The organism is Aequorivita antarctica (assembly GCF_007997155.1).
GTDB lineage: Bacteria > Bacteroidota > Bacteroidia > Flavobacteriales > Flavobacteriaceae > Aequorivita > Aequorivita antarctica.
The window spans coordinates 220690-244676 of record NZ_VORT01000002.1 but is presented as its reverse complement, the minus strand read 5'-3'; the positions used below and the strand labels follow the sequence as shown (position 1 = coordinate 244676).

The window sequence follows — 23987 nt, the reverse complement described above, 5'->3', positions numbered from 1 at the left end:
TTCGCTTATTTCCCACGGCTTTATTTCCTTCATTTTTTTGAATTTAAAAGAAAATCAATCTAAGAAAATATTTGAAATTGTATCCGGATTTAACTATTCCGGATACTCTACGCGAAGGTGATAGATATTGTTCAATTTCTTCTTAAGAACCTTTTTTATGGTCTCAATTTCCTTAAAAGTAATATTCGCATTTAAAAACTGCCCCTGCGCCATTTGATTGTTGATTATCTTTTCAACAAACTCGTCTATAATTGTAGAAGAGGGTTCTTTTAAACTTTTACTAGCGGCTTCTACACTATCTGCCATCATCAAAATTGCAGTTTCTTTTGAAAAAGGAATGGGTCCTGGATAGATGAAATCTTCTTTGTTGGCCTCGCCCTGTTGTTCTCTTTCTTTTTTATAGAAATAATACACCAAGCTTGTTCCGTGATGGGTACGTATAAAATCTATCACTCTGTCTGGAAGGTTATTTTTTCGAGCTATTTCTATCCCTTTTATTACGTGATCTATAATTATTTTAGCACTTTCCTTCGGATCCAATTCGTTATGTGAGTTTATTGAATTGGCTTGGTTTTCAGTAAACATTGTAGGATTCAGCATTTTGCCAACATCGTGATAGAGTGCCCCTACCCTAACCAACATGCTGTTTGCACCAATTTCATTGGCGGAAGCTTCGGCTAAATTTGCTACGTTCAATGAATGGTGAAAAGTTCCAGGAGCTTTGTTTGAAAGCTCTTTGAGTAATTTTGAATTGGTATCGCTCAGTTCCAATAAGGAAACGTCAGAAACCAACCCAAATATTTTTTCATAAAAATAAATCAAAGGATGGGCAAAAAGAGTGGCCAAACCACAAAGGATAAAATACCCGAAATTTTCCCACTGAAGGGTTTGTATATTTCCTTCTTGGATTACAAAGAATGCAAAGTAACCAAGAATGTAAATCAGCGTTATCTGCCCCACTGAGATAAACAGGTTTGCTCTTTTATACAATTCCGAAACGGTAAGAATGGTAACAATTCCTGCAATAAACTGAAGGAACATATATTCAAAACTGTTGGGCACGATAAAGCCAAGCAATAGTATGGTCAAAACGTGTACAAAAAGCCCAACACGCGGATCAAAAAAAGCTTTCAGGATAAGCGGCAGAATACAGATTGGCACCACATAAACATAATCAGAATGAACTTTCAATACAAGTGTGGTAAGGAAAACCATCAAAAAGATGTTGAAGAATATAAAGGTTACTTTTGTATTGTTGTTGTATATATATGGTCTATAATTTTTCAGAAAAAGAAAAAGCATTAAAAAAACCAAAGAAACGAGCATAGAATAGCCTACCAAAAGCCACAGGTAATTGTTTTTGCTCCAAATTTGGCTTTGAAATTCAGCTTTCAACGATTCCAGTATCTGAAATTTATCACCTTCAACCACTTCGCCCTTTGCTATAATACGTCCACCTTTTTCAATGATTCCGCGGTTTGGATTAAGTGCTTTTATTTCAGCATCTATTGAGGCTTCCGTTAGTTTTGAATTTAACTTTACGTTGGGTTCAAAAACTTCGTATAAAAGATTGTAAAGAAGCACCTGAACGTCTTCGACTTTATTTTTTTCTACCAACTCCCGTACCTTTTTGTTCAAATTCTCTTTTTTGAACAATTGGGAATAGTTGCGTTCTTCAATCTCGTTTCCTTTTTTCAGGTAAATAAGCCTATCATCGTCGTAAGTATGAATCTCATCGGTAACGCCATTTTTATAAACTTCGGAAATAAAAACATCGGCTAATCTCTCAATTGCTTTTTCGGGAGTTTTATAGAGGCTATCTATATATTTGGTTTCAAGATTATTGTTGAAGTTTTCGATAACATTTTCCTCTATTTCACTATTATATTCAAAATAGGGAATGGCATTGGCTCGAATTTCTTGTCGCTCTCTCTTTAAAGTATCTTCGTTTTTCTTTATTGTGAAACTGAAAGGTGCATACAGGTTTTCATACTGCCAGGGTTTTCCTTTCTGGAAATTATATTTAAACTGACCGCCCTTAGGCAATAAATAAATGATTAAGAGTGTGGAAATTATGAAAAGAAAAACCTTATAAATAAGGGATTGGTTTTTGGCGAACAAAGAAAAAAGGTTCTTCATAAAATGATTACTTAGAGTAAAGGTATAAATAAGGAACGAGTTATCCCAAAACCATTACTTGCAAAGATTGATTTTTAAGATGGAAATCCGTAATTTCGCAGTCCTTATTTCAAATATAAAAACTAGTAGCATGAGTAATAAAGTAGTTATCGTATCCGCAGCCAGAACCCCCATCGGAAGTTTTATGGGAGGCCTTTCATCATTAACTGCAACCCAATTGGGTTCAGCAGCCATAAAAGGTGCATTGGAAAAAATAAATCTTGATCCATCTTTGGTGCAAGAAGTTTATATGGGCAACGTAGTGCAAGCTGGTGTTGGACAAGCTCCAGCACGTCAAGCTGCTTTAGGTGCTGGTATTCCTGACACTGTTCCTGCTACAACTATTAATAAAGTTTGCGCTTCTGGAATGAAAGCCGTTATGAATGCTGCACAAGCTATTGCTCTTGGCGATGCCGATGTAGTAATTGCTGGCGGAATGGAAAGTATGAGCAACATTCCTCATTATGTGCATATGCGCAGTGGAACAAAATTTGGGCCAGCTACTCTGATTGATGGCATGCAAAAAGACGGTTTGGTAGACGCTTACGATCATAACGCAATGGGAACCTGTGCCGATCTATGTGCTACAGAATATAAATTCTCTCGTGAGGACCAAGATGCTTTCGCCATAAAATCATACGAACGCTCTGCAAAAGCTTGGGCCGATGGAAAATTTAATGAGGAAGTTGTTCCTGTTGAAGTGCCACAGCGTCGTGGAGAACCAGTTATAGTTTCCGAAGATGAAGAGTTCAAAAATGTAAAAATGGACAGGATTTCTACTTTGCGTCCTGCCTTTTCAAAAGACGGAACTGTTACTGCTGCAAATGCATCAACCATCAATGACGGTGCAGGAGCAATGGTTTTGATGAGCGAGGCAAAAGCAAAAGAATTAGGACTTACTCCCTTGGCTTACATAAAAAGTTATGCCGATGCTGCGCAAGAGCCAAAATGGTTTACCACATCGCCCTCAAAAGCACTTCCAAAAGCAATTGCTAAAGCTGGGCTAGATATTAAAGATGTAGATTATTTTGAGTTCAACGAAGCATTCGCAGTTGTAGGTCTTGCAAATATGAAAATTTTGGGTCTTAACGATAGCAACGTAAATGTAAACGGAGGCGCTGTTTCTTTGGGGCATCCACTTGGCTGTAGTGGTGTTCGTATTTTAATTACCCTTCTGAATGTCTTGAAACAAAACGATGCTAAAATTGGCGCCGCAGCAATCTGCAACGGCGGTGGTGGTGCTTCTGCAATGGTAATTGAAAGAATCTAAACCGTATATTTCAATAATTTCTGAATGGATTACGGTATCTGCAATTTAAGCGTTGTCCCACTTCGAGCCGAGGCTTCCGATGTGAGTGAAATGGTAACGCAGCTACTTTATGGAGAACATTTCAAAATACTGGAAACTCGTAAAAAATGGAGTCGCATCCGTTTGGCTTTTGACAACTATGAAGGGTGGATAGACAACAAACAATATATAACTATTGCTGAAGAGAATTATTCAGATTTTGAAAAACAGGAATTGAAACTCTCATCAGATTTGGTAGACTTTGTAACTGCTTCAGACAATCAACTTTTTTCTATCTGTTTGGGAAGCAATATCTCGGCCTCGGAATATTTGAGACATCATTTTGAAGGAAAGTCAATTTCTAAAGTACTTCCTAAGGAACATCTTATTGAAACTGCATTAATCTACCTAAATACTCCTTATTTATGGGGAGGCAAAACTCCATTTGGTATTGATTGTAGTGGTTTCACCCAAATGGTTTACAAACTGAATGGATACAAATTACTCCGCGACGCTAGTCAACAAGCAACACAGGGCGAAGCGCTGAGTTTCATTGAAGAAAGCGAGCCTGGAGATTTAGCTTTTTTTGATAATGACGAAGGAAAAATCACCCACGTGGGCATCATTATGAAAGATAACTACATTATTCACGCCCACGGAAAAGTACGTATTGACAGGCTGGACCACAGTGGTATTTTTAATTATGAATTGCGCAACCACACACACAAACTGCGAGTAATTAAAAGAATTATATAAAAAAGCAAAACCCCTGAAATTTCAGGGGTTTTGCTTTTTTAATATTTGAAATAAATATTATCCTTGCTTTTCCAAAGCTTCAAGTTTAGCTTTCATTTCTTTATATTTTACATCATCGGCAAGTTGTCCATAAATGTTCATTAAAGTTCTAACAACCTCTTGACTGTCTGGCTTCAATTTAAATGCTTTTTCCAAATACGGCAACGCATCTGAGTATACGTCATTACGCTGTTGTTTCAATTGATCATACTTTTGATTGTCTGCTCTAGAATTTCCTAAGCTGTTCATTTCTTCAACCAAGGCATCTTCGCCAGAAAGTTTCAAAACTGCTATGTTAATTAATGCTGCTTCATAATCTGGATTTAATTCTAAAGCTTTTTCATAATACTCAATAGCTTTTTCATTGTTGCCTATTTCGGCACTTCCAACACCAAGGTTGAAATAGATTTCTGGGTTTTCAGGGTCAGATGCCACGATTTTGCCCATCAATTCATTATACCTTGCAATATCACCCATTTTATAACTCATATCGGCATCCGCACGCATTAAATAAACATCGTTAGGACTCTCCGCGCGGGCATCCTTCATTAATCCCATTGCTTTTTCGTTATCGCCGTTTTCAATATAAATAAGGGTCATATTTCTAAGAATTTCACCTTTTTTAGATTCTGTTACACGTTTTTCAGGCTTAATAAATTGACCTGACTTTACAGCTATATTTCGAACGTTTTCATTTTCAAAAGCTTCCACTTCACCAGTTTCTTTATTAGTTGCAACAAATTCTTCGGTTTCACCCGTGAAGCCAGAATCCAATACCATTTGATAATACTTTAATGCAGAATCATAATCTTTCCCATTAACTGCATTGCTAGCAGCATAATACAAATCGGAAGGATCTTTGGTTAACTTATAACTAGTATACAGTTTATCCGTTGCCATTTGGTACTGACCAGCGGTTTGATCTTTTACAGCACTATTAATCAAGGCGGCACGAAGATTCTGTATTGGACCAGCTAACTGGGCTTCCATTTTCGGATCCATCTCGAGTGCTTTACTAAATGCTTCTACAGCACCCTTTAATTTAGTGTAATCTGAACCACCGGAACCTAATAATGCTTCTCCTTTTGCTGCGTAATATTGTGCTTTTAAGGCATTATCGACTGTACCTAACAAAGGTTCAGCTTCACTCAAATAGCTTAATGCTTCACTGTATTCGTTTGATTGTATGGCCTTTTCAGCTTTTTTTATTTCCTTTTTTTGAGCAAATGAAATAGCAGATACAAAAGCCAGTCCTGTTATTAAAATTCGTGTTTTCATGTGTTAAAGTTTATTCGTTATTTTCGGTTTGAGTTTCGTTATTATCAAGATTAGTGCCATCGTTGTTTTCGTCACTGATTTCTAAGTCTAGGTCTTCTTCGTCTTCATCCTTCATTGCTTTTGCAACTGCAGCAATTGCGTCATCTTCCCTTACCTTTATTAAACGTACACCTTGTGTGGCGCGGCCCATAACGCGAAGGTTTGCAACAGCCATTCTGATAGCAATACCAGATTTATTGATGATCATCAAATCATCATCATCGGTTACATTTTTTATGGCCACTAATTTACCGGTTTTTTCGGTAATATTAATAGTCTTTACTCCCTTTCCACCTCGATTGGTAATTCGGTAATCATCAATTGATGAACGTTTTCCATAACCGTTTTCGGAAACAACAAGTATGTCTGAATCATTTTCATCTACCGCAATCATCCCTATAACCTCGTCGTTTTTGTCACCGAGCCTAATACCACGTACCCCGGAAGCGTTTCTTCCCATCGATCTGGTTTTTTCCTCTTCAAAACGAATGGCTTTTCCTGAGCGTACTGCCAACATCACTTGGCTTTTGCCTGTTGTCAATTTTGCTTCAAGCAATTCATCATCCTCACGAATAGTGATAGCATTGATACCGTTTGTTCTTGGTCTAGAATATTGTTCTAAAGGTGTTTTCTTCACTTGCCCTTTTTTGGTGGCCATAATTACATAATGACTGTTTATGTAATCTTCATCCTTTAAATCTTGTGTACAGATGAAAGCTTTCACTTTATCATCCGGTTCAATATTTATAAGATTTTGAATAGCTCTTCCTTTTGAAGTTCTTGTTCCTTCGGGAATTTCAAAAACACGCATCCAGAAACATTTTCCTTTTTGTGTGAAGAACAACATATACTGGTGATTGGTTCCAACGAATAGGTGTTCCAAGAAATCTTCATTTCGCGTGGCTGAAGCTTTTTGTCCAACCCCACCCCTATTTTGGGTTTTGTATTCTGAAAGTGAAGTACGTTTAATATAACCTGCGTGCGAAATGGTTAAAACCACTTGTTCGTCCGCAATCAAGTCTGTAATACTTACGTCGCCACCAGCATATTCAATAACTGAACGTCGCTCATCGCCATATTTTGCGCGAATTTCCTCAAGTTCTTCTTTGATTATTTGCATTCTGCGTTCTTTGCTCGCAAGAATTTCTCTATAATCTCCGATAGTTTTCATCAATTCTTCATATTCCGTGCGCAGTTTATCTTGCTCCAGACCCGTCAACTGACGAAGACGCATTTCAACAATGGCCTTGGCTTGAATTTCTGTAAGCTTGAAGGACTCCATCAATTTCTCTCTTGCCTCATCGGCATTGGAAGAAGCACGAATTAAGCGGATTACTTCGTCAATATTATCTGAAGCAATAATCAATCCTTCCAGTATATGTGCGCGTTCCTCAGCTTTACGAAGCAAATATTCGGTACGACGAACCACTACTTCGTGGCGGTGTTCCACAAAATAATGAATCAATTCTTTCAAATTCAACATCTGTGGCCTTCCTTTTACCAACGCGATATTGTTCACGCTGAAACTGGACTGCAATGCTGTAAATTTATATAAGGTATTTAAAACAATGTTTGGAATGGCATCTCGCTTCAAAATGTAAACGATGCGCATCCCATTTCTATCACTCTCGTCACGGATGTTTGAAATGCCCTCAATTTTCTTGTCGTTTACCATATCAGCGGTCTTTTTAATCATGTCCGCTTTGTTTACTTGATATGGAATTTCAGTAACGATGATACACTCCCGTCCCTGTACTTCTTCAAAACTCGCTTTTGCACGCATCACAACGCGCCCTCGCCCGGTATGGAAGGCTTCACGAACACCTTCGTATCCGTAAATGGTCCCGCCCGTTGGAAAATCAGGAGCTTTGATGTGCTGCATCAACCCATCAATATCAATATCGTTATCCTCAATATAGGCAATAGTTCCGTTTATAACTTCCGTAAGGTTGTGAGGCGGCATATTTGTTGCCATTCCCACCGCAATTCCGCTTGCTCCGTTAATCAAAAGTCCGGGAACACGCGTTGGAAGAACAGTTGGTTCTTTTAAAGTATCATCAAAGTTTAATTGATGGTCAACTGTTTCTTTGTCAATATCAGCAAGCATATCTTCAGAAATTTTCTGCATTCTTGCTTCAGTATAACGCATTGCTGCAGGGCTATCGCCATCTACGGAACCGAAGTTACCTTGACCATCCACCAACATATATCGCAAGCTCCATTCTTGTGCCATACGCACCATGGCATCATAAACTGATGTATCACCATGGGGGTGATATTTACCGAGAACCTCTCCCACAATTCTAGCGGATTTCTTATGAGCGCCCGTAGCTTTAATGCCCAGTTCGTGCATTCCGAACAAAACCCTTCTATGTACGGGTTTCATTCCATCGCGAACATCTGGCAGCGCACGTGACACTATGACCGACATCGAATAATCGATGTAGGCAGACTTCATTTCATCTTCAATGTTTATAGGGATTATTTTCTCACCTTCAGCCATAAAAAATAGGTTTAATTATCGTTGTTAAACTAATGGAGCAAGATACACTTTTTCGTAGGTTTAACAGGGGTTTTAGCATTCGTTATTCACGAATTTATTAACAAAATTGGGGGTCAAAATCGTTAATAAGTATCGTTGCATATCCTTTGAATTCCACTATATATTTTGTCCTTTTACTAAAATGATATCAAAGAGGAACAGTTTTTGTCCTATTTTGGTTAATTTAGTACTTTTAAGAAGAGAGGATATTTAAAATATGGATGATAATTTTTCCCCAAGAGTTAAAGATGTAATTGCTTACAGTAAAGAAGAAGCGTTGCGTTTAGGTCACGATTTTATTGGCACTGAGCACTTAATGCTCGGTCTTTTAAGAGACGGCAACGGCAAAGCGGTAACTATACTGAACGCACTTGCGATAGACTTAAACCACCTGCGAAGAAAGGTGGAGATATTGAGCCCCGCTAATCCGGGCGTTACAACAAATACGAACGATAAAAAGAATCTTCACCTTACCCGTCAAGCGGAAAGAGCGCTGAAGACCACATTTTTGGAAGCAAAACTTTTTCAGAGCAATTCCATTAATACGGCTCATTTGTTGTTGTGCATTCTTCGGAATGAAAACGACCCAACTACGAAATTGTTGAACAAAATGAAGATAGATTATGACGTGGTAAAAGACCAATTTAAACTTATGATCACAAACGATGACGATTATATAGATACGCCAAGTGCTGAATCATTCCCGAATGAAGATGACACTTCGGCTGAAGATGCTGGAAAAGAAAACTTATTTTCAGGAACCACAGCAAAAACGAACAAAAAGTCCAAAACACCTGTTTTGGATAACTTCGGAAGGGATCTTACTGCAATGGCAGAAGAAGGAAAACTTGATCCTGTTGTAGGTCGCGAAAGCGAAATTCAACGTGTTTCACAGATTTTAAGCAGGAGAAAGAAAAACAACCCCTTACTAATTGGTGAGCCTGGCGTTGGTAAATCTGCAATCGCAGAAGGCTTGGCCCTGCGTATAATCCAGCGAAAAGTTTCACGGATTCTTTATGACAAAAGAGTGGTTACTTTAGATTTGGCAAGCCTTGTGGCCGGAACCAAATACCGCGGTCAGTTTGAAGAACGCATGAAAGCCGTGATGAACGAGCTTGAAAAAAATGACGACATTATTCTTTTCATAGATGAAATTCACACTATTGTTGGTGCTGGTGGCGCTACAGGTTCATTAGATGCTTCAAATATGTTCAAACCTGCATTAGCACGGGGTGAAATTCAATGTATTGGCGCAACCACTTTGGATGAATACAGACAGTATATTGAAAAAGACGGTGCCCTCGAAAGACGTTTCCAAAAAGTATTGGTTGAACCCACTTCTGTTGAAGAAACTATCGAGATTCTTATGAATATAAAGGATAAATACGAAGCTCACCACAATGTAATTTATACAGATGAGGCCATTGAAGCTTGCGTGAAGCTTACAAATAGGTATATGACTGAGCGTTTCCTTCCAGACAAAGCTATTGATGCTTTAGACGAAGCTGGCTCACGCGTTCACATAACTAATATTCACGTTCCCGATAAAATTTTGGAACTTGAAAAACAATTGGAAGAAGTTCGTGAACTTAAAAATACTGTCGTAAAAAAACAGAAATACGAAGAAGCCGCAAAACTTCGGGATGACGAAAAGAACTTTGAAAAGGAACTTGCGATCCAACAGGAGCAGTGGGATGCAGATTCAAAACTTCACAAAGAAACCGTTTCCGAAGAAAATGTTGCAGAAGTGGTTTCAATGATGACCGGAATACCCGTGAACAGAATAGCACAGACTGAAAGCACCAAGCTTGCAGCCCTACCCGACCGAATAAAAGGTAAGGTGATTGGACAGGATGAGGCTGTTGCTAAAGTGGTAAAAGCAATCCAACGGAACCGTGCGGGATTGAAAGACCCAAACAAACCAATTGGTTCCTTTATTTTCTTGGGACAAACCGGTGTAGGTAAAACCCAACTTGCAAAAGTATTGGCTCGTGAATTGTTTGATTCTGACAACGCGTTGATTAGAATTGATATGAGCGAGTATATGGAAAAATTCTCCATTTCACGCTTAGTTGGTGCACCTCCAGGATATGTGGGCTACGAAGAAGGCGGACAGTTAACTGAAAAAATAAGAAGAAAACCTTATGCTGTACTTCTTTTGGACGAAATTGAAAAAGCGCATCCAGATGTTTTCAATATGCTTCTTCAAGTTTTGGATGACGGATACTTGACAGACAGCCTTGGAAGAAAAATTGATTTTAGAAATACTATTATCATTATGACTTCCAATATTGGAGCCCGCCAAATTAAAGATTTTGGACAAGGTGTTGGTTTTGGAACAGCTGCAAAAAAGAGCCAAGAAGATACGCATACAAAAAGTGTGATAGAAAATGCTTTGAAGAAAACCTTTGCGCCTGAATTCTTAAACCGAATTGATGATGTTATGGTCTTTAATGCATTGGAAAGAGAGGATATCCATAAAATTATCGATATTGAACTGGACAAACTTTTTCTTCGAATTTCAGATTTGGGATACGAGCTCAAACTTACCGAAAAAGCAAAAGATTACATTGCCGACAAAGGTTTTGACAAGCAATACGGTGCAAGACCACTAAACAGAGCCATTCAAAAATATATTGAAGATGCCTTGGCGGAAGAAATCATCAACAGTAATTTGCAGGAAGGTGATGCAATAACAATGGATCTTGATGAAAAGACAAACGAGCTTACAATAAAAATAAAAAAACAGAAGAAAACAACCGAATCTTAACTTCCGTTTTTTACCTTAAACATCCCTAAGTAACACTTGGGGATTTTTTTATTTTAAAAATTCGTAAATTAGAAAGACCAAATAAGTTTATTATGATTGATAATTTACATTTTGAATTTGGAGAAATTCGCGTTTTTGAAAATTTTGTGGTAGTGGTCATGAAAGAAGGAATTACCGTAAAGCCTGAATATAATGATGATTTGGCTGATATTGCGGAAAAATATTATAAAGGAAGAAAATTTGGCTATATCACTTACCGTATAAACAGCTATGCCGTAAACCCAATGGTTTACTTAAAAACCTCGGAAATCGAAAATCTAGCCGCATTCGCAGTGGTTTCTGCAAGTGGATTGAAAGCTAGCAATTTGGAAGTTGAAAAGCGATTCTTGAAAAAACCACTCAAACATTTTACCAGTCTGGATGAAGCAAAAAATTGGATAAATGAAATGATTGAAAACGCATCTCCAAAATTCTAAAAAAACAGATTATTTTATAATCTTAAATGACTTTTTAGTATTTCCAAACCCAGTGGCCATAAGAATATACAGTCCATTCTGATAATTTGAAAAATCAATGGTAATGGAAGTATTTCCATTATTGGTTATCGTTTCAAGTTTTTTCCCTGCAAGGTCGAAAATAGTTACCCCTTTCACTTCTTGAGTATTGCTCAAAACACAATTGTTGTTATTAGCCTGTTTTGAAGCAATAACCTCCTCTAGATTATGCTTTTTAGTTTCTAGCACTAATGGAATACAATCACTAATGGAGTCTAAATTTGCATAAAAGGGCTCTGTATTTTTAAAAAAGCAACTCAAATGCCCCGCTTCATTAATATCTGGGTGACCTCCAGGAGCATTTATTATTGAAAGAGACCCTACACCCTCTACCCACACAGCATTTTCTGTACTGATAGTATTGCCAGGTGCTGGGGAAAAATAAAAATGCTTGTATTCATTCCCATCTACCAATGGTCTTTCAACAATGGAATCCAGTAAAAAAGGTCCGCCATCATGCGGAAATGGACTAATGGGATTTTGCATATTGAATATATCACCTTGGCTCAGTGAAAAATCATATAATAAAAACTCCTCATTGAATCCTTGAGAAACTACATTCAAATAAACTTTTTTATTTGCCACATCTTCCCGGAGTAAAAAGGTGCGGGAAATGTAATGATACCCATCCAAAATTTTATAATTTTTCCCATCAACAATGGTGTCGCCATCTGTAAAATACACATCTGTTAAACATCCGAAGTAACAGGTTGTAAAATGCCATTCATTAAGATTATCCAGTAATGGCTTATAGCTTTGTGAAAAAACTGAAATACCAAAAAAGATAAAACACGTAAACAATACTATTTTTTTCATAATATAATTTCGTTTCAATAATTAAATTTAACCAAATAAGATATCTGCGTCAATATCCAAAGATTGTAGAAATGCAACACTTGCGTGAATATCATCTGCCATCAATCTATCATTCTCAATAAATGGCACAATGGAGCGATAGGGTTTTAGAAAAGACTCAATAAATGGTGAAGACTTTTTCGGCTCCCTAAATTTCAACGCTTGTGAAGCATTCATTAACTCAATAGAAAGTATGGTTTCTATGTTTTCAATTACACGTAAACATTTTGTGGCGCCGTTGGCTCCCATACTCACGTGGTCTTCTTGACCATTTGACGAAACAATAGAATCTACAGAGGAAGGAGTAGCCAATTGTTTATTTTGGCTCACGATGCTTGCGGCGGTATATTGAGGAATCATAAATCCACTGTTCAGTCCGGAATTATTTACCAAAAAAGCAGGCAATTCCCTTAGACCGGAAACCAATTGATAGGTTCTCCTCTCAGAAATATTGCCCAATTCTGCCATGGCAATCGCCAAATAATCGAGTGCCAATGCCAAAGGCTGCCCGTGAAAATTTCCGCCAGATATAATAAGATCTTCGTTTACAAATATGTTGGGGTTATCAGTTACTGAGTTTATTTCAGTCTTAAACGTTTTATGTACAAAATGCAATGTATCCTTCGTGGCTCCATGAACTTGTGGAATGCAGCGGAAAGAATATGGATCTTGCACGTTTTTCTTTTCAGAAAGTCCCATTTCACTTCCTTCCAAAAATGCCAAAATCTGTTCGGCGGTTTTAACCTGGCCTCTGTGTGGTCGCACCAAATGAACAAGCGCGTTGTACGGACTCATATTACAATCAAAAGCATCTACTGAAACAGCGCCAATCAAATCGGCCAAATAGGAAAGCTTATAACTTTTCAGAAGACAATACACACCATAAGCACTCATAAACTGGGTTCCATTCAATAATGCGAGCCCTTCTTTGGCCTGCAGTGTAATGGGTTCCCAATTGAATTTTTTAAGCATTTTTTCTGATGAAATTCTTTCGCCCCCGTAATACACTTCCCCTTTGCCGAGCAACGGCAGCGAAAGATGTGCCAATGGTGCCAAATCGCCCGAAGCGCCCAAACTTCCCTGGTTGTAAATTACAGGCAGAATATCGTTGTTATAAAAATCAATTAGCCTTTCAACAGTTTCAATTTGAACACCGCTATAGCCATAACTGAGCGATTGTATTTTCAGTAAAAGCATCAGTTTTACAATAGGCTTTGGTACGAATTCGCCAGTTCCACAAGCGTGTGACATCACCAGGTTTTCTTGTAATTTGGAAAGGTTTTCAGAAGAAATTTTCACATTACATAAAGAACCAAAGCCTGTGTTTATACCATAAACAGGGGTTTCGTTATCCTTCATTTTATGGATTAAATACTCTCTTGATTTCTTTATATTAAGCTGCGCTTCTTCAGAAAGTTCCAAGGTTTTATGGTTTTCAATGATTTCCTTGACGGAAGCTAAATCAAGGATTTCAGAACTGATATAATGTATTTCTTGCATTGGGTTGGTATTCTTTAGGCAAAAATACTACTTTTAAATTGCTGCGCTATCTTTCTTCGTTTCAAAAGCAGATTAGCTTACTTTCTTTCATTGAATCTATATGAAAAATTAACAAAATATCGTGGATAGAATTGTTTATTCATTACGTAATTTTACGTTGAAGTTAAAATTCGTATAAAATGAAATGCCCATTATTAAATTATAAACTAATCGAAGATGTATATGTGGGCATTCCATCTTCCTATTTCTTAAATATTTTAAACAGATGAAAAGATTAAGTTTATTCGTTTTGGTGCTCTTCGCAATTTCTTGCAAACAAGAAGAAAAACCAGATTATTCCGTTATTAATGGAACCGTTGAAAACAACACCGCCGAAACTGCTCTTATCCGCGGAAATGATTTTGAAGCCAGTTTTTCTATTAATGAAAAGGGGGTTTTTACAGATACACTTCACATAAAGGTCGATGGTTTTTATGATCTTTCTGTAGGTCGCGAACGCACGGAAATTTATCTCGAAAAGGGAAAAAACCTTTCCGTTAACTTAAATGCAGACGAGTTTGACGAGAGCCTAAAATACTCGGGTGATTTAGCTAATATCAATAACTTTTTAGCAGCTAAATATCTGTGGAATGAGCAAAAGATGGATAATAAAGAGGTGTACTTACTGGATGAGAACAAGTTTAAGGAGCGATTGGATCAAAACCAAAAAAGCATCGACAGTTTATACGTTGTAAATAAAATTGAAAATGAAAATTTTAAAGCAAAGTTGGCTGATGAGGATAACTATTCCCACGCACTTATGGTTGAAAATTACAAAGATGCACATCGCTATTATTCAGGAGATGAGACTTATAGGGTTTCAGGCGATTTTTATGATGGACTTAAAGACATAAATTTTAAAGATACTCTAGCATTTAGAAATTCTGTAGGGTATCAAAATTTACTGGAAGCCCATTTTAATAGATTGGTGAATGAAGAAACTTTTGAAAGTGGCAATAACAACCAAACGGTTATGTATCTAAAAAAAGTCAATGAAGCTTTGCCTAACGGTTATGCGAAAGATAAAATGATGAGTTCCTACTTAAGGTTTGGGCTTAAACCAGATGAAACCTTAGATGAGGCCTACAATATTTACAAAAACAGCAACCCAAATCCTGAGAATCTTGCAACACTTACCGAGCGCTATAACAAATTGAAAACCATTACAGCAGGAAACCCCTCACCTACTTTCAATTATGAAAACCACAAAGGCGGAACAACTGATTTGGCTACTTTAAAAGGCAAGTATGTGTATATAGATGTGTGGGCCACTTGGTGTGGGCCTTGCTTGCGCGAAATACCTGCCTTAAAAGAAGTTGAGAAAGATTATCACAACAAAAATGTGGATTTTGTAAGCCTTTCTATAGACGAACCCAAAGATTATGACAAATGGAAAGCAATGGTTTCTGAAAAGGAATTGGGTGGAATCCAGCTAATGGCGGATAATAATTGGAAATCAAAATTTGTGGAAGATTACGCTATTATGGGAATCCCGAGGTTTATTTTGATCGATCCGCAAGGAAACATCATTTCTGCCGATGCGCCGAGACCTTCAGACCCAAAATTGAGAAAGATATTTGACGGGTTGATGTAATTTAAAACAGCTTTTGTCCGTTCGAGAGTAGTCGAGAACTTAGAAATTCTGATGTCATTTTTGTCTCGACTTCAGTTTATCCTGAGTGAACAACAAGGCGCGAACGGACAATTTTATTGCTCCCCATTCGATTCGTTTTCTATCTCGGGTTGTTCTAACAAGTCTAAATACGCTTCTGCCAGATTATCAATTATATCGCCTGCCATTACAGCTTCATAACCCATTTGCCCAAAAGCTATGTCGCCAGCGCGACCGTGTATATAAACCCCAAAAACCGAAGCCAACAGTGGGTCGTAGCCCTGCGAAAGCAGTCCGGTAATCACACCACTAAGGGCATCACCACTGCCTGCGGTTGCCATTCCAGGGTTTCCAGAGGTGTTTATATAAAGTTTATCGCCGTAAACTATTATTGTATATGCACCTTTTATAATTACCACAAGCCCGTGTTTGCCTGAAAATTTCTTTACTTTTTCAAGTTTGTCATAATCATCTTTCCATTCACCAATAAGCCGCTTCAATTCGCCAGGATGTGGTGTTAAAACGGAATTCTTAGGAATGAGTTTGAGCAACTCCTTATTTTCGGAAATATTGTTCAAAGCATCGGCATCAATAACAAAAGGAATGTTTTTTTTCTGAAATATACTTTTCAAGGCTTCAACGGTAGCTTTGTTTTTTCCAATGCCCATACCAATTCCAATGGCTGAGGGTTCAAAATCTACTGTAATATCACTTATAAATGCTTCCTCTTTATCGGTAATAACCATTGCTTCGGGAATTGAAGTCTGCAGAATATTGTAGCCGCATTTGGGCACAAAAGTAGAAACCATGCCGGCGCCAATTCTAAAAGCTGCGGCAGTTGAAAGCACAGCAGCACCAATCTTTCCGTAACTTCCCGCAACTATCAACGCGTGACCGTAGGTACCTTTATGTCCAAATTTATCACGTGGCTTATAAAATCGTTGTGCCTCCGGTTTTGAAATAAGCTGTGCCAAAGGCTCGGTATTTTGCAGAAATTCCAAATCTAAACCAATATCCAAAACGTCAAAGTTGGAAACAAAAGAAGCTGTTTCTGGTAAAAAGAAAGCCAGTTTGGGTGTTTGGAAAGTTAAGGTATGATTGGCGTTCACAACAGCCTCCTTGTCTTCTAAAGGCGAGTTGGAGAACAAGCCACTAGGAATGTCTATGGCAAGTTTAAAGGCTTTGTTTTCGTTAAGGTATTGAATAAGTTTTTTCACCCAACCGACAGGGCATCGGTTTAAACCAATTCCGAAGATGGCGTCTACAATAATATCTTCATTGTTGATTTCTGGAAAATCAGCTTCACTTTTCATCAAAATCGGCCATTTTTTGGTTGCGTTTTTGATCTTCCCGTAATTGAGTAAAAAGTTTTTTGAACGTTTGTCGCTGCAATTCACCACATATACAATCACATTATAGCCATGCTCTATCAGCAATCTACCCACCACCAAACCATCACCGCCGTTATCGCCAATACCACAAAAAATATGAATTGGCACGGGAGCCCCTTGCATTCGCTGGTGCAACCAGTTGAATATTTGCGTGCCAGCACGCTCCATCAAAGCTTCCGAAGTAATTTCTTGTCTTTCAACGGTGGCTTTATCGGCTTCGTATAACTGTTCTGAGGAAAATATTTTCATATAAAAAATCTATTTTGATAATTCGATTCTAAAAATAATTGGGATTGGCGTGTTAATTGCACCAATACATTCAAAGATAACAACATTCCTTCGCATTGTTGAAAAGAAGGTTTATAACTAATTGCGGAGCAACAAAAAAAACGACTGATAATTTTTAATTTTAAAAAAAACCATATCATGGAAACCAGAGATAGTTTACTTCTAAAAATGCGCCCCGACATTCCTTCTGCCAAAATAAGCCCGGATATGTCTTCCGACGAATGTTTTCAAAACAAAACATTACGACCTGTGGCAAAACTTCAGAACGATTTGTTGCTGGCAGTTTTTAGAAACTACGTGGCAAAACACAAAAACGTTTTTTATGATCTTTCTATTGAAAAGAAGCTGGATTATATTGAAAACGCTATCCACAAAGACATGAAATTCCGGAACTCGCTAAAGGGAATCATCATTGGCCAATTTACTTTGGAAGAGTTTGACGCCTATATCCAAAACTCTTCTTCCCTAAACAAGCGGATGATGGACATAGTTAAGGAACGGTTGAAAAGCAATATTCAGCTTTTGGAGTATGATTTTGCATGATTAAATAGGTATTAGTGAAAAGTGATGAGCGAATAGTTGTATTTTTTCCAACTCTCAACTCACTAATACTGATTCCCCGTTTAGGTCGGTGGTCAAAACATCGCTCATATAGTTGAAAAAGGGACGGAGCAGCTGATAATGGTGAATCAAATTGTCTATAAAATCAGCAGCGAATATTTCTTTATCGGTGAAGCGATGGTTTACAAAGAAGCTTTTAAGCCTAATTAAATCTATATTTTCATCTTCTTTACTGAAACCCTTGGGAGCTGTCTTTACAGCGTATTCCTGGTTGAAATTTCCAAAGGCTTTTTTGAAGTCCTTTTGGGCCAAAATCTCCCGTATTTCAGAACTATCCATTTCAAATTCTTTCCGTATCCTTAAAAGATCGGCTGGATTTGGATCAAAAAAACCTCCTGCCATATAACTATTTCCAGGTTCCAACCGCAGGTAATATCCGCCACGCCGTTGTGCTCCCGCCCTACTAAAACTCACGCTTCTATGAAAGTTATAAGGTGTTTTGTCATTGCTGAAACGGATATCACGATTGATTCTAAATACTTTTGTGGTGGCTATTTCATCGGTAACATTCAACCCCTTTTCTACAGCAGCATAAAACTCCTTCAGCACCTTTTCATTTGCCAAATACTCCTTCTTATGCTCCTGCATCCATTCACGATTGTTATTCTCCTTTAGTTTTAACAAGAAATCGAAAGCAGGTTTGGGAATAGTTGGGTTCATCATTAGTTTTTTTGGATAGTAAAGATACAATGTACAATTAGTAATGAATAATTAGTAATTGATAGAATAGATAAAATTACTTATATTTATGACAACAACCTTAAAACCAATTTAATATGAATGCAACAACAAAACCAAACACAGCTTTTTGGATAATCGCTATTCTCGCACTTCTATGGAACATAATAGGTGTTTTTTTTTGGATAATGGAACACTTTTTAATGACCGAAGAAATGAAAGCTGCCTACCCACCCGAAGAACTTGAACTAATAAACAGTGCGCCATCATGGGGGATTTATGTCTATGGAATCGCCGTATTTGGTGGACTATTGGCAAGTATCCTGTTACTGATGCGCAAGAAAATGGCCGTCGCTATCTTCGGAATTTCTTTATTGGCCATTTTAATACAAATGGGATACTGGATTTTTGGCATGGATTCCGTAGGTGTTATGGGACCTCAATCACTGATTATGCCTCTTATTGTTATTGCCATTGCTATTTTTGAATATTTCTATAGCAAAGGAGCTGCACGAAATGGATGGCTACAATAAAATTAAAGAAACAACATAAAGAAAGCTTTGGAGAAACACATTTAGTGTCCATCCAAAGCTTTTATCTGTGGTATTGATTCATAAAATATTAAGCCATAACATTGTTTGACTCCAATACGGTAATATTTGCATTGGGATCAATTTTATAGATTATGTTTTTCACTACTTCTAGCTTCTTGGTATTGCGGGTTACCAAAATCATCTTTTCATTACTATCGTGGTGAATCAGCTTTAAGATACCATCAGTGCTTTTCTTGTTTAGCAGAATCTCTTCCTGTATCAAGAGGTTTTTGCTTGAAAACACCAAAATGATTTTATTTTGAACAGATTTCTTCATAAAATATTCAATAGTTTTACTGATTGCAACAATTGCAACAATACTATAAGCTGCCATCGTGAAATCTGCAAAAACAACCGTTCCTAAAAGGATTACAACACCATCCACAATCAAGATAAGCTGGTTGTAAGGCAATCTTATTTTAGTGGAAAGAATACGCACCAAAATGTCGTTTCCGCCTGTGGTAGCACCTGCATTCATCACTATAGATACCGCCACACCTATGATTACACCCCCAAATACAGAAGACATCAACACATCGTTGATAAACACCTTTCCTCCAGTTATGGAGGTTATAAGGTCTATATAGAAGGAAACCAAGATCATAGAGAACAAAGTCTTCACCCCTGTTTTAGCTCCCAAGACCCTTGTACCCCAAAGCAACAAAGGAATATTGATTAACAGCGCAATCCAACCTACAGAAAAGCTCGTAAGTTCCTTGATAACAATACTCAAACCCAAAATACCCCCAGGTACGATGTGGTGGGGAATAATAAGCAAGGCATAGGCAACGGATAATAACAAGGAACCCAGAAACACATAGGTATAGCTTTTTAGCTCGGTGAGCACAATTTGCTTTTCTAACTTGATGGCGAAAACTCTTTTCATCTTGATTGTATTATAAAAAAAATCCCTTTGATTTTGTATTTATCAAAGGGACTTTAAAACGATTAGTATGGTTTTATCATTCACTTTGAGGTATGGGTATATGCTTGCGAATACGCTTATGCATACTGCAATTAAAATAAATGGAGTGTGTTGTATTTTTCATTTTCAAATATTTCTTAAACAAAAAAAGCGTTCCTCTTTGGGGAGGAACGCTTTTTATATTTTATATATAATCGCCCTATACCCCGGAAGTTTCTCCGTGCATCTTACAAATATTATTTGAGCGAAATTGTTTCATAATTATAGGGACAAATCTATGACAATATATTTTAGGGTTAAATATGTTTTGGGAAAAGTTTTTGATTTTTTTTGTTTCCTAAACGATTGGTTTAACCTTAAGTACCTAATAGGTTCGGTTTTGGGTTGCAGTGGATATGCTTTTTAAGCATTCTCCATAGTGCGTTTAGATTTTCTATAAAGGTAATTTGGATAAATAGTACGCTTTGCAAAACGGTTCAGTTTATCGCTGTTTACCATTTTTATATATATCTGTCTAGTAACTCCGAAGTATTCGTAGGTATTGCCATCCAAATAGGTAATCTCCAAGAGCATTCCTTTATGCTGAAAATCTGCAATGCCAGAATTAGTGATAGTTTCTGTGTATTCTTCAAGGTTTGCAGCTTTGGTTTCTGGGGCAACGCTTACCAGAAAGTGATAGCCATCTATAATCTTACGGCTGTTTATTTCAGCTTCTTCACGCAACGCATCTCCATCTTGGAACTTGTCTGGATGCCACTCTTTTACCAAATTGCGGTAACTGGTTTTTAGTGCTTTTAGCTCTATTTCCTTTTCAACCCCAAAGAGTTTTTTGTATTCGTTGATGCGTTTCATTAGCTTATTTCTTTAGCGGCCGCGAAAGTAGTGTTTAATTATGAGGAAAAAGTAATTTTATAATCATAATATTCATGTGTTATGTTTGCGCCCAGCGTTTTAAATCTATTTAAAACAAAAAACCGTTGCAAAGGATCATGAATTTAAGCTTGCTTATACAGCACTATATGACTTTTTTTGTGAAGCGTTTGCGAAAAACATCCTAACGAATCAAATTATATTATAATACTTTTAATTAACGCAAAGTGCTAAAAAAGTAAAAAAAAGGAGGTATCCCTTACAGATACCTCCTTTGCTATTATTTATACTATGCTTTATTGCGGTTGAACCACAGTATTTCCGTCAAGGATTACTGCAGTTTGCGCTAAGGCTCTTCCGTTTAAAGAAGCTCCTGTTTGTAATGTAATACCAGTCATTGACAGGATAACACCTTCAAAATGCGCAGTAGTTCCAAGGGTTGCTTCCCCGCCTACTTGCCAGAAAATGTTCGAAGCTTTTGCCCCTCCTTCTAAAGTTATGTTTACGGCAGAACTCATATTTAGATCTCCAGCAATTTGGAAAATCCATACATCATCTGCTGTTCCCGAAATAGTTACATCAGTAGGCATTATTACAGTATTAGTCCATTTGTAAAGACCTGTAGTTAATGTTAATCCACCGATATTTCCTGCCCCAAGTTCTACAAAGTCAGGCGTAGGACGTCCCGCTGCATCATTGTATGCCGTAATCATATTTTCAACCGCTGTGGTTAATTTTATCGGGGTTGGTGCTGCCATATCTGCTGCATATATTTTTCCCGTTACCTGAGCAGATGTAGCGTAACCGGTATAATCTGTTAAGGCCAATCCGGTGATATACGATGTGGCTGCAGGGCTTAAGCCTAAGTTACCTGTAACAGCAGAAGTCGGAACGTTATTGATAGCTGTTTTCGCTAGAATTACATAATTTCCTGCGTCGCCAAGATCAACAATTCCTAAACCGGGTTCGCTGGCTCTCGTTGTAAAGCTCAATTCGGTGTTAGCTTCAAGCGCATTTCCGGCTACGTCTGTTACTCCAGTAGCTATTGTTACCGTGTAGCTAGTATCAGGACCTAAAAGTGTTTCTGAAATAAACTTTGCAGTAGTTCCTGAATAGGAAACAGTTCCCTCTAATTGAAGGTCTGCTTGTTTTACTGAAAAAGTTGAAGCATTTATAGTGGAGGAATCCATTGCTTCACTGAAGTTTACAGAGATAACTTTATTTCTTGCAACGTCAATCTCATTAGCTTCCGGATCGGTTGATAAGACGGTTGGTGCAATGACATCTGCTTCAGTTGAAGTACCAGTAGTAAAACTCCATACTTGTTCTGTTTCAATTGCTTTTCCTCCTAAATCTTTAGCATCTGTTGTTAACATTGCCGTATAATTTGATAAAGGATTCAAATTAGCTGTAGGTGTGAAACTTGCGGTTGTACCTGAAAAACTAACATCTCCAGTTATACTATTATCACCGTCCGTTAAACTAAAAGATGTGGCATTGATAGTTGTAGGATCCATAGCTTCGTTAAACTCTATTGTAATAACTTGATTACGGGGCACCTCAATGGCATTGCTTGCCGGATGGGTAGAATTTATTGTTGGAGGAATATTTGTTTCAGTAGTTTCATCTTCTGAACAGGCTGTAAATAATGTAACCAATGCTAATGCAAAGGCAGGTAATACATTTTTGATTTTCATATGTATAGGTTTAAATGAGTGTGAATAATTGTCACAGGCGTAAGGTAGGTTTTCGAAATCCCTTTAATGTTAATTACTGCTTTCCTTAAGTTAAACCATTCCCATGTTTATCAATCTACTAATGTAATCTACATAAAAGAGAGCCTTGTTTACCATTTGCAGACAAGGCTCTCTTTTAATTATGAATGTATTTTGTTTTTTAGCTATATTTTTTCAAATACCAGCCTGTAATGTTCCATTACTTCTTTTTCAAAACACACCCGATTAGGGCTTATTTTAAAAACTGCTACTTGATGTCTAAATTCCGTATCAGTAATTAATTTTGGAAGCAGGGAAAGGTATAAGAGATACTTTTTGAAATTGAACTTCCGGAACTTTTTTCTCCACTGGGCTATGGTTTCAATATAGTCTAACCTGCCACTACTTTGAGAGATAAGTTTAAAATGGGGTTCGGCATTGCGTATTACCATTTCGGGTCCATACGGAAGCCACGAGCCGGGAAATTGTTTAATCATTAAAGCCATCACATGCGCCGCTGATCCTTTTTCGGCATTTACATCTATATCTTTAAAGTCGATCATATTTTTGCCAAAGGTCATGGTCTGCATATAAAATCTGCCACCAATGGGCAGCAAGTTGTAAAGTGTTTGAAAGAAGTCACTATAGATTTTTTCTTGTTTTCCGTCTTTCCATTCTTCTATTGAACAGAAATGCTCCAACCCACCAATACAGCTAATGGCGTCAAAGGTTCCAAAATCTTCAGGTTTTACCGTACGGCAATCTTTTACGAAGACCTTCATACCATTGTTTTGGCATGCTTTTGCCTGTCCTTCAGACAAGGTTAAACCTATACTTCTGGATCCCCTCTCGGTATTTATGTAATTGATAAAAGGTCCCCAACCACAAGCCATATCGAGTACTTTACTTCCCTTTTTAATGTGGAGGCTATCGGCTATGAATTTATGTTTTTCTTTTTGCGCTTCTTCTAAAGACATTGAAAAATCTCCATCATATTTTGCACCGCTATAATCTGAAGATTCACCCATACTTAAACGAAATATTTCGTCAATGGTGGTATATGTAAAGTCTAAATCTTTTTTTTCAGCCATATGCCCGGTTGTTAGTTGGTTTTCTTAAATGCGTTTTTAGTATGTAAAAAAAACCATCCGTTAAGATGGTTTTTTTACTGTTTGACTTTAAGACTGTTATAGCAATCTTACTTTTACAGCGCTCAGACCTTTTTCTCCTTGCTCCACATCAAACTGCACTTTATCATCTTCACGGATGTTGTCAATTAGATTAGTTGAGTGAACAAAAATGTCTTGGTCTGTGTCTTTTACTTTTATAAAGCCAAAACCTTTAGCTTCATTGAAAAATTTTACGGTACCTTCTTTCATTACATTTACTTTTTTAATATTTATTAGTTTATTTATAAATTTTTTTAACATTGTTTTTGTCATTTTAATTAGAAAAT

At 37.4% G+C, this 23987-nt stretch carries 19 protein-coding genes; 7 read left to right on the top strand and 12 right to left on the bottom strand.

Annotation, left to right across the window (positions count from 1 at the left end):
• Window positions 1–93: 93 nt before the first annotated feature.
• Window positions 94–2139 (bottom strand): HD family phosphohydrolase, encoded by a 2046-nt coding sequence (locus ESU54_RS03720; protein WP_111843802.1) that lies wholly within the window; start codon window positions 2137–2139, stop codon window positions 94–96.
• A 130-nt stretch (window positions 2140–2269) separates the two neighbouring features.
• Between ESU54_RS03720 and ESU54_RS03715 the strand changes: the two genes are divergently transcribed.
• Both ESU54_RS03715 and ESU54_RS03710 read left to right on the top strand, forming a co-directional pair.
• Window positions 2270–3448, top strand: a complete 1179-nt coding sequence (locus tag ESU54_RS03715; protein ID WP_111843977.1) for an acetyl-CoA C-acyltransferase — start codon at window positions 2270–2272, stop codon at window positions 3446–3448.
• 24 nt (window positions 3449–3472) lie between these two features.
• Window positions 3473–4222: a C40 family peptidase gene (locus ESU54_RS03710; RefSeq protein ID WP_111843801.1), complete on the top strand. Its 750-nt coding sequence runs from the start codon at window positions 3473–3475 to the stop codon at window positions 4220–4222.
• 57 nt (window positions 4223–4279) lie between these two features.
• On the opposite strand, the gene ESU54_RS03705 is transcribed toward ESU54_RS03710, so the two are convergent.
• Window positions 4280–5539: a tetratricopeptide repeat protein gene (locus tag ESU54_RS03705; protein WP_111843800.1), complete on the bottom strand. Its 1260-nt coding sequence runs from the start codon at window positions 5537–5539 to the stop codon at window positions 4280–4282.
• Window positions 5540–5549: 10 nt separating this feature from the next.
• Complete coding sequence (gyrA, locus tag ESU54_RS03700) at window positions 5550–8081, bottom strand: DNA gyrase subunit A (RefSeq protein WP_111843799.1); 2532 nt, start codon at window positions 8079–8081, stop codon at window positions 5550–5552.
• A 256-nt stretch (window positions 8082–8337) separates the two neighbouring features.
• Between gyrA and ESU54_RS03695 the strand changes: the two genes are divergently transcribed.
• Together ESU54_RS03695 and ESU54_RS03690 are read left to right on the top strand one after the other, a co-directional pair.
• The gene (locus ESU54_RS03695) at window positions 8338–10890 is read left to right on the top strand and encodes an ATP-dependent Clp protease ATP-binding subunit (protein ID WP_111843798.1); all 2553 of its coding nucleotides are present in this window, start codon (window positions 8338–8340) and stop codon (window positions 10888–10890) included.
• Window positions 10891–10982: 92 nt separating this feature from the next.
• The gene (locus ESU54_RS03690) at window positions 10983–11366 is read left to right on the top strand and encodes a hypothetical protein (protein WP_111843797.1); all 384 of its coding nucleotides are present in this window, start codon (window positions 10983–10985) and stop codon (window positions 11364–11366) included.
• Window positions 11367–11375: 9 nt separating this feature from the next.
• On the opposite strand, the gene ESU54_RS03685 is transcribed toward ESU54_RS03690, so the two are convergent.
• Both ESU54_RS03685 and hutH read right to left on the bottom strand, forming a co-directional pair.
• Window positions 11376–12260 carry a T9SS type A sorting domain-containing protein gene (locus ESU54_RS03685; RefSeq protein WP_111843796.1) on the bottom strand — a complete coding sequence of 295 codons (885 nt, stop codon included), beginning with the start codon at window positions 12258–12260 and terminating at the stop codon, window positions 11376–11378.
• A gap of 27 nt (window positions 12261–12287) precedes the next feature.
• Window positions 12288–13799, bottom strand: a complete 1512-nt coding sequence (gene hutH / locus ESU54_RS03680; RefSeq protein ID WP_111843795.1) for a histidine ammonia-lyase — start codon at window positions 13797–13799, stop codon at window positions 12288–12290.
• 265 nt (window positions 13800–14064) lie between these two features.
• Between hutH and ESU54_RS03675 the strand changes: the two genes are divergently transcribed.
• Complete coding sequence (locus tag ESU54_RS03675; protein ID WP_111843794.1) at window positions 14065–15432, top strand: TlpA family protein disulfide reductase; 1368 nt, start codon at window positions 14065–14067, stop codon at window positions 15430–15432.
• A gap of 113 nt (window positions 15433–15545) precedes the next feature.
• Here the strand turns inward: ESU54_RS03675 and ESU54_RS03670 are convergent, their stop codons facing one another.
• Window positions 15546–17090 carry an NAD(P)H-hydrate dehydratase gene (locus ESU54_RS03670; RefSeq protein WP_111843793.1) on the bottom strand — a complete coding sequence of 515 codons (1545 nt, stop codon included), beginning with the start codon at window positions 17088–17090 and terminating at the stop codon, window positions 15546–15548.
• 177 nt (window positions 17091–17267) lie between these two features.
• On the opposite strand from ESU54_RS03670, the gene ESU54_RS03665 reads away from it, so the two are divergent.
• Window positions 17268–17672, top strand: coding sequence for a glyoxalase (locus ESU54_RS03665; RefSeq protein WP_111843791.1), 405 nt, complete (start codon window positions 17268–17270; stop codon window positions 17670–17672).
• Between the two features lie 54 nt (window positions 17673–17726).
• Here ESU54_RS03665 and ESU54_RS03660 read toward each other — a convergent pair whose 3' ends face one another.
• Complete coding sequence (locus tag ESU54_RS03660) at window positions 17727–18413, bottom strand: DUF2461 domain-containing protein (RefSeq protein ID WP_317046612.1); 687 nt, start codon at window positions 18411–18413, stop codon at window positions 17727–17729.
• A 113-nt stretch (window positions 18414–18526) separates the two neighbouring features.
• On the opposite strand from ESU54_RS03660, the gene ESU54_RS03655 reads away from it, so the two are divergent.
• Window positions 18527–18961 (top strand): hypothetical protein, encoded by a 435-nt coding sequence (locus ESU54_RS03655; protein WP_111843789.1) that lies wholly within the window; start codon window positions 18527–18529, stop codon window positions 18959–18961.
• 88 nt (window positions 18962–19049) lie between these two features.
• Here the strand turns inward: ESU54_RS03655 and ESU54_RS03650 are convergent, their stop codons facing one another.
• From ESU54_RS03650 to ESU54_RS03630, 5 genes are all read right to left on the bottom strand, one after another.
• Window positions 19050–19907 (bottom strand): YitT family protein, encoded by an 858-nt coding sequence (locus ESU54_RS03650; RefSeq protein WP_111843788.1) that lies wholly within the window; start codon window positions 19905–19907, stop codon window positions 19050–19052.
• Window positions 19908–20348: 441 nt separating this feature from the next.
• Window positions 20349–20798, bottom strand: coding sequence for a KTSC domain-containing protein (locus ESU54_RS03645; RefSeq protein WP_111843787.1), 450 nt, complete (start codon window positions 20796–20798; stop codon window positions 20349–20351).
• Between the two features lie 314 nt (window positions 20799–21112).
• Window positions 21113–22513 carry an ice-binding family protein gene (locus tag ESU54_RS03640; protein ID WP_111843786.1) on the bottom strand — a complete coding sequence of 467 codons (1401 nt, stop codon included), beginning with the start codon at window positions 22511–22513 and terminating at the stop codon, window positions 21113–21115.
• Between the two features lie 203 nt (window positions 22514–22716).
• Entirely contained in the window at window positions 22717–23622 is a 906-nt protein-coding gene (locus ESU54_RS03635; protein ID WP_111843785.1) for a class I SAM-dependent methyltransferase, read from the bottom strand.
• A gap of 96 nt (window positions 23623–23718) precedes the next feature.
• Complete coding sequence (locus tag ESU54_RS03630; RefSeq protein ID WP_111843976.1) at window positions 23719–23910, bottom strand: cold-shock protein; 192 nt, start codon at window positions 23908–23910, stop codon at window positions 23719–23721.
• Window positions 23911–23987: the final 77 nt, after the last annotated feature.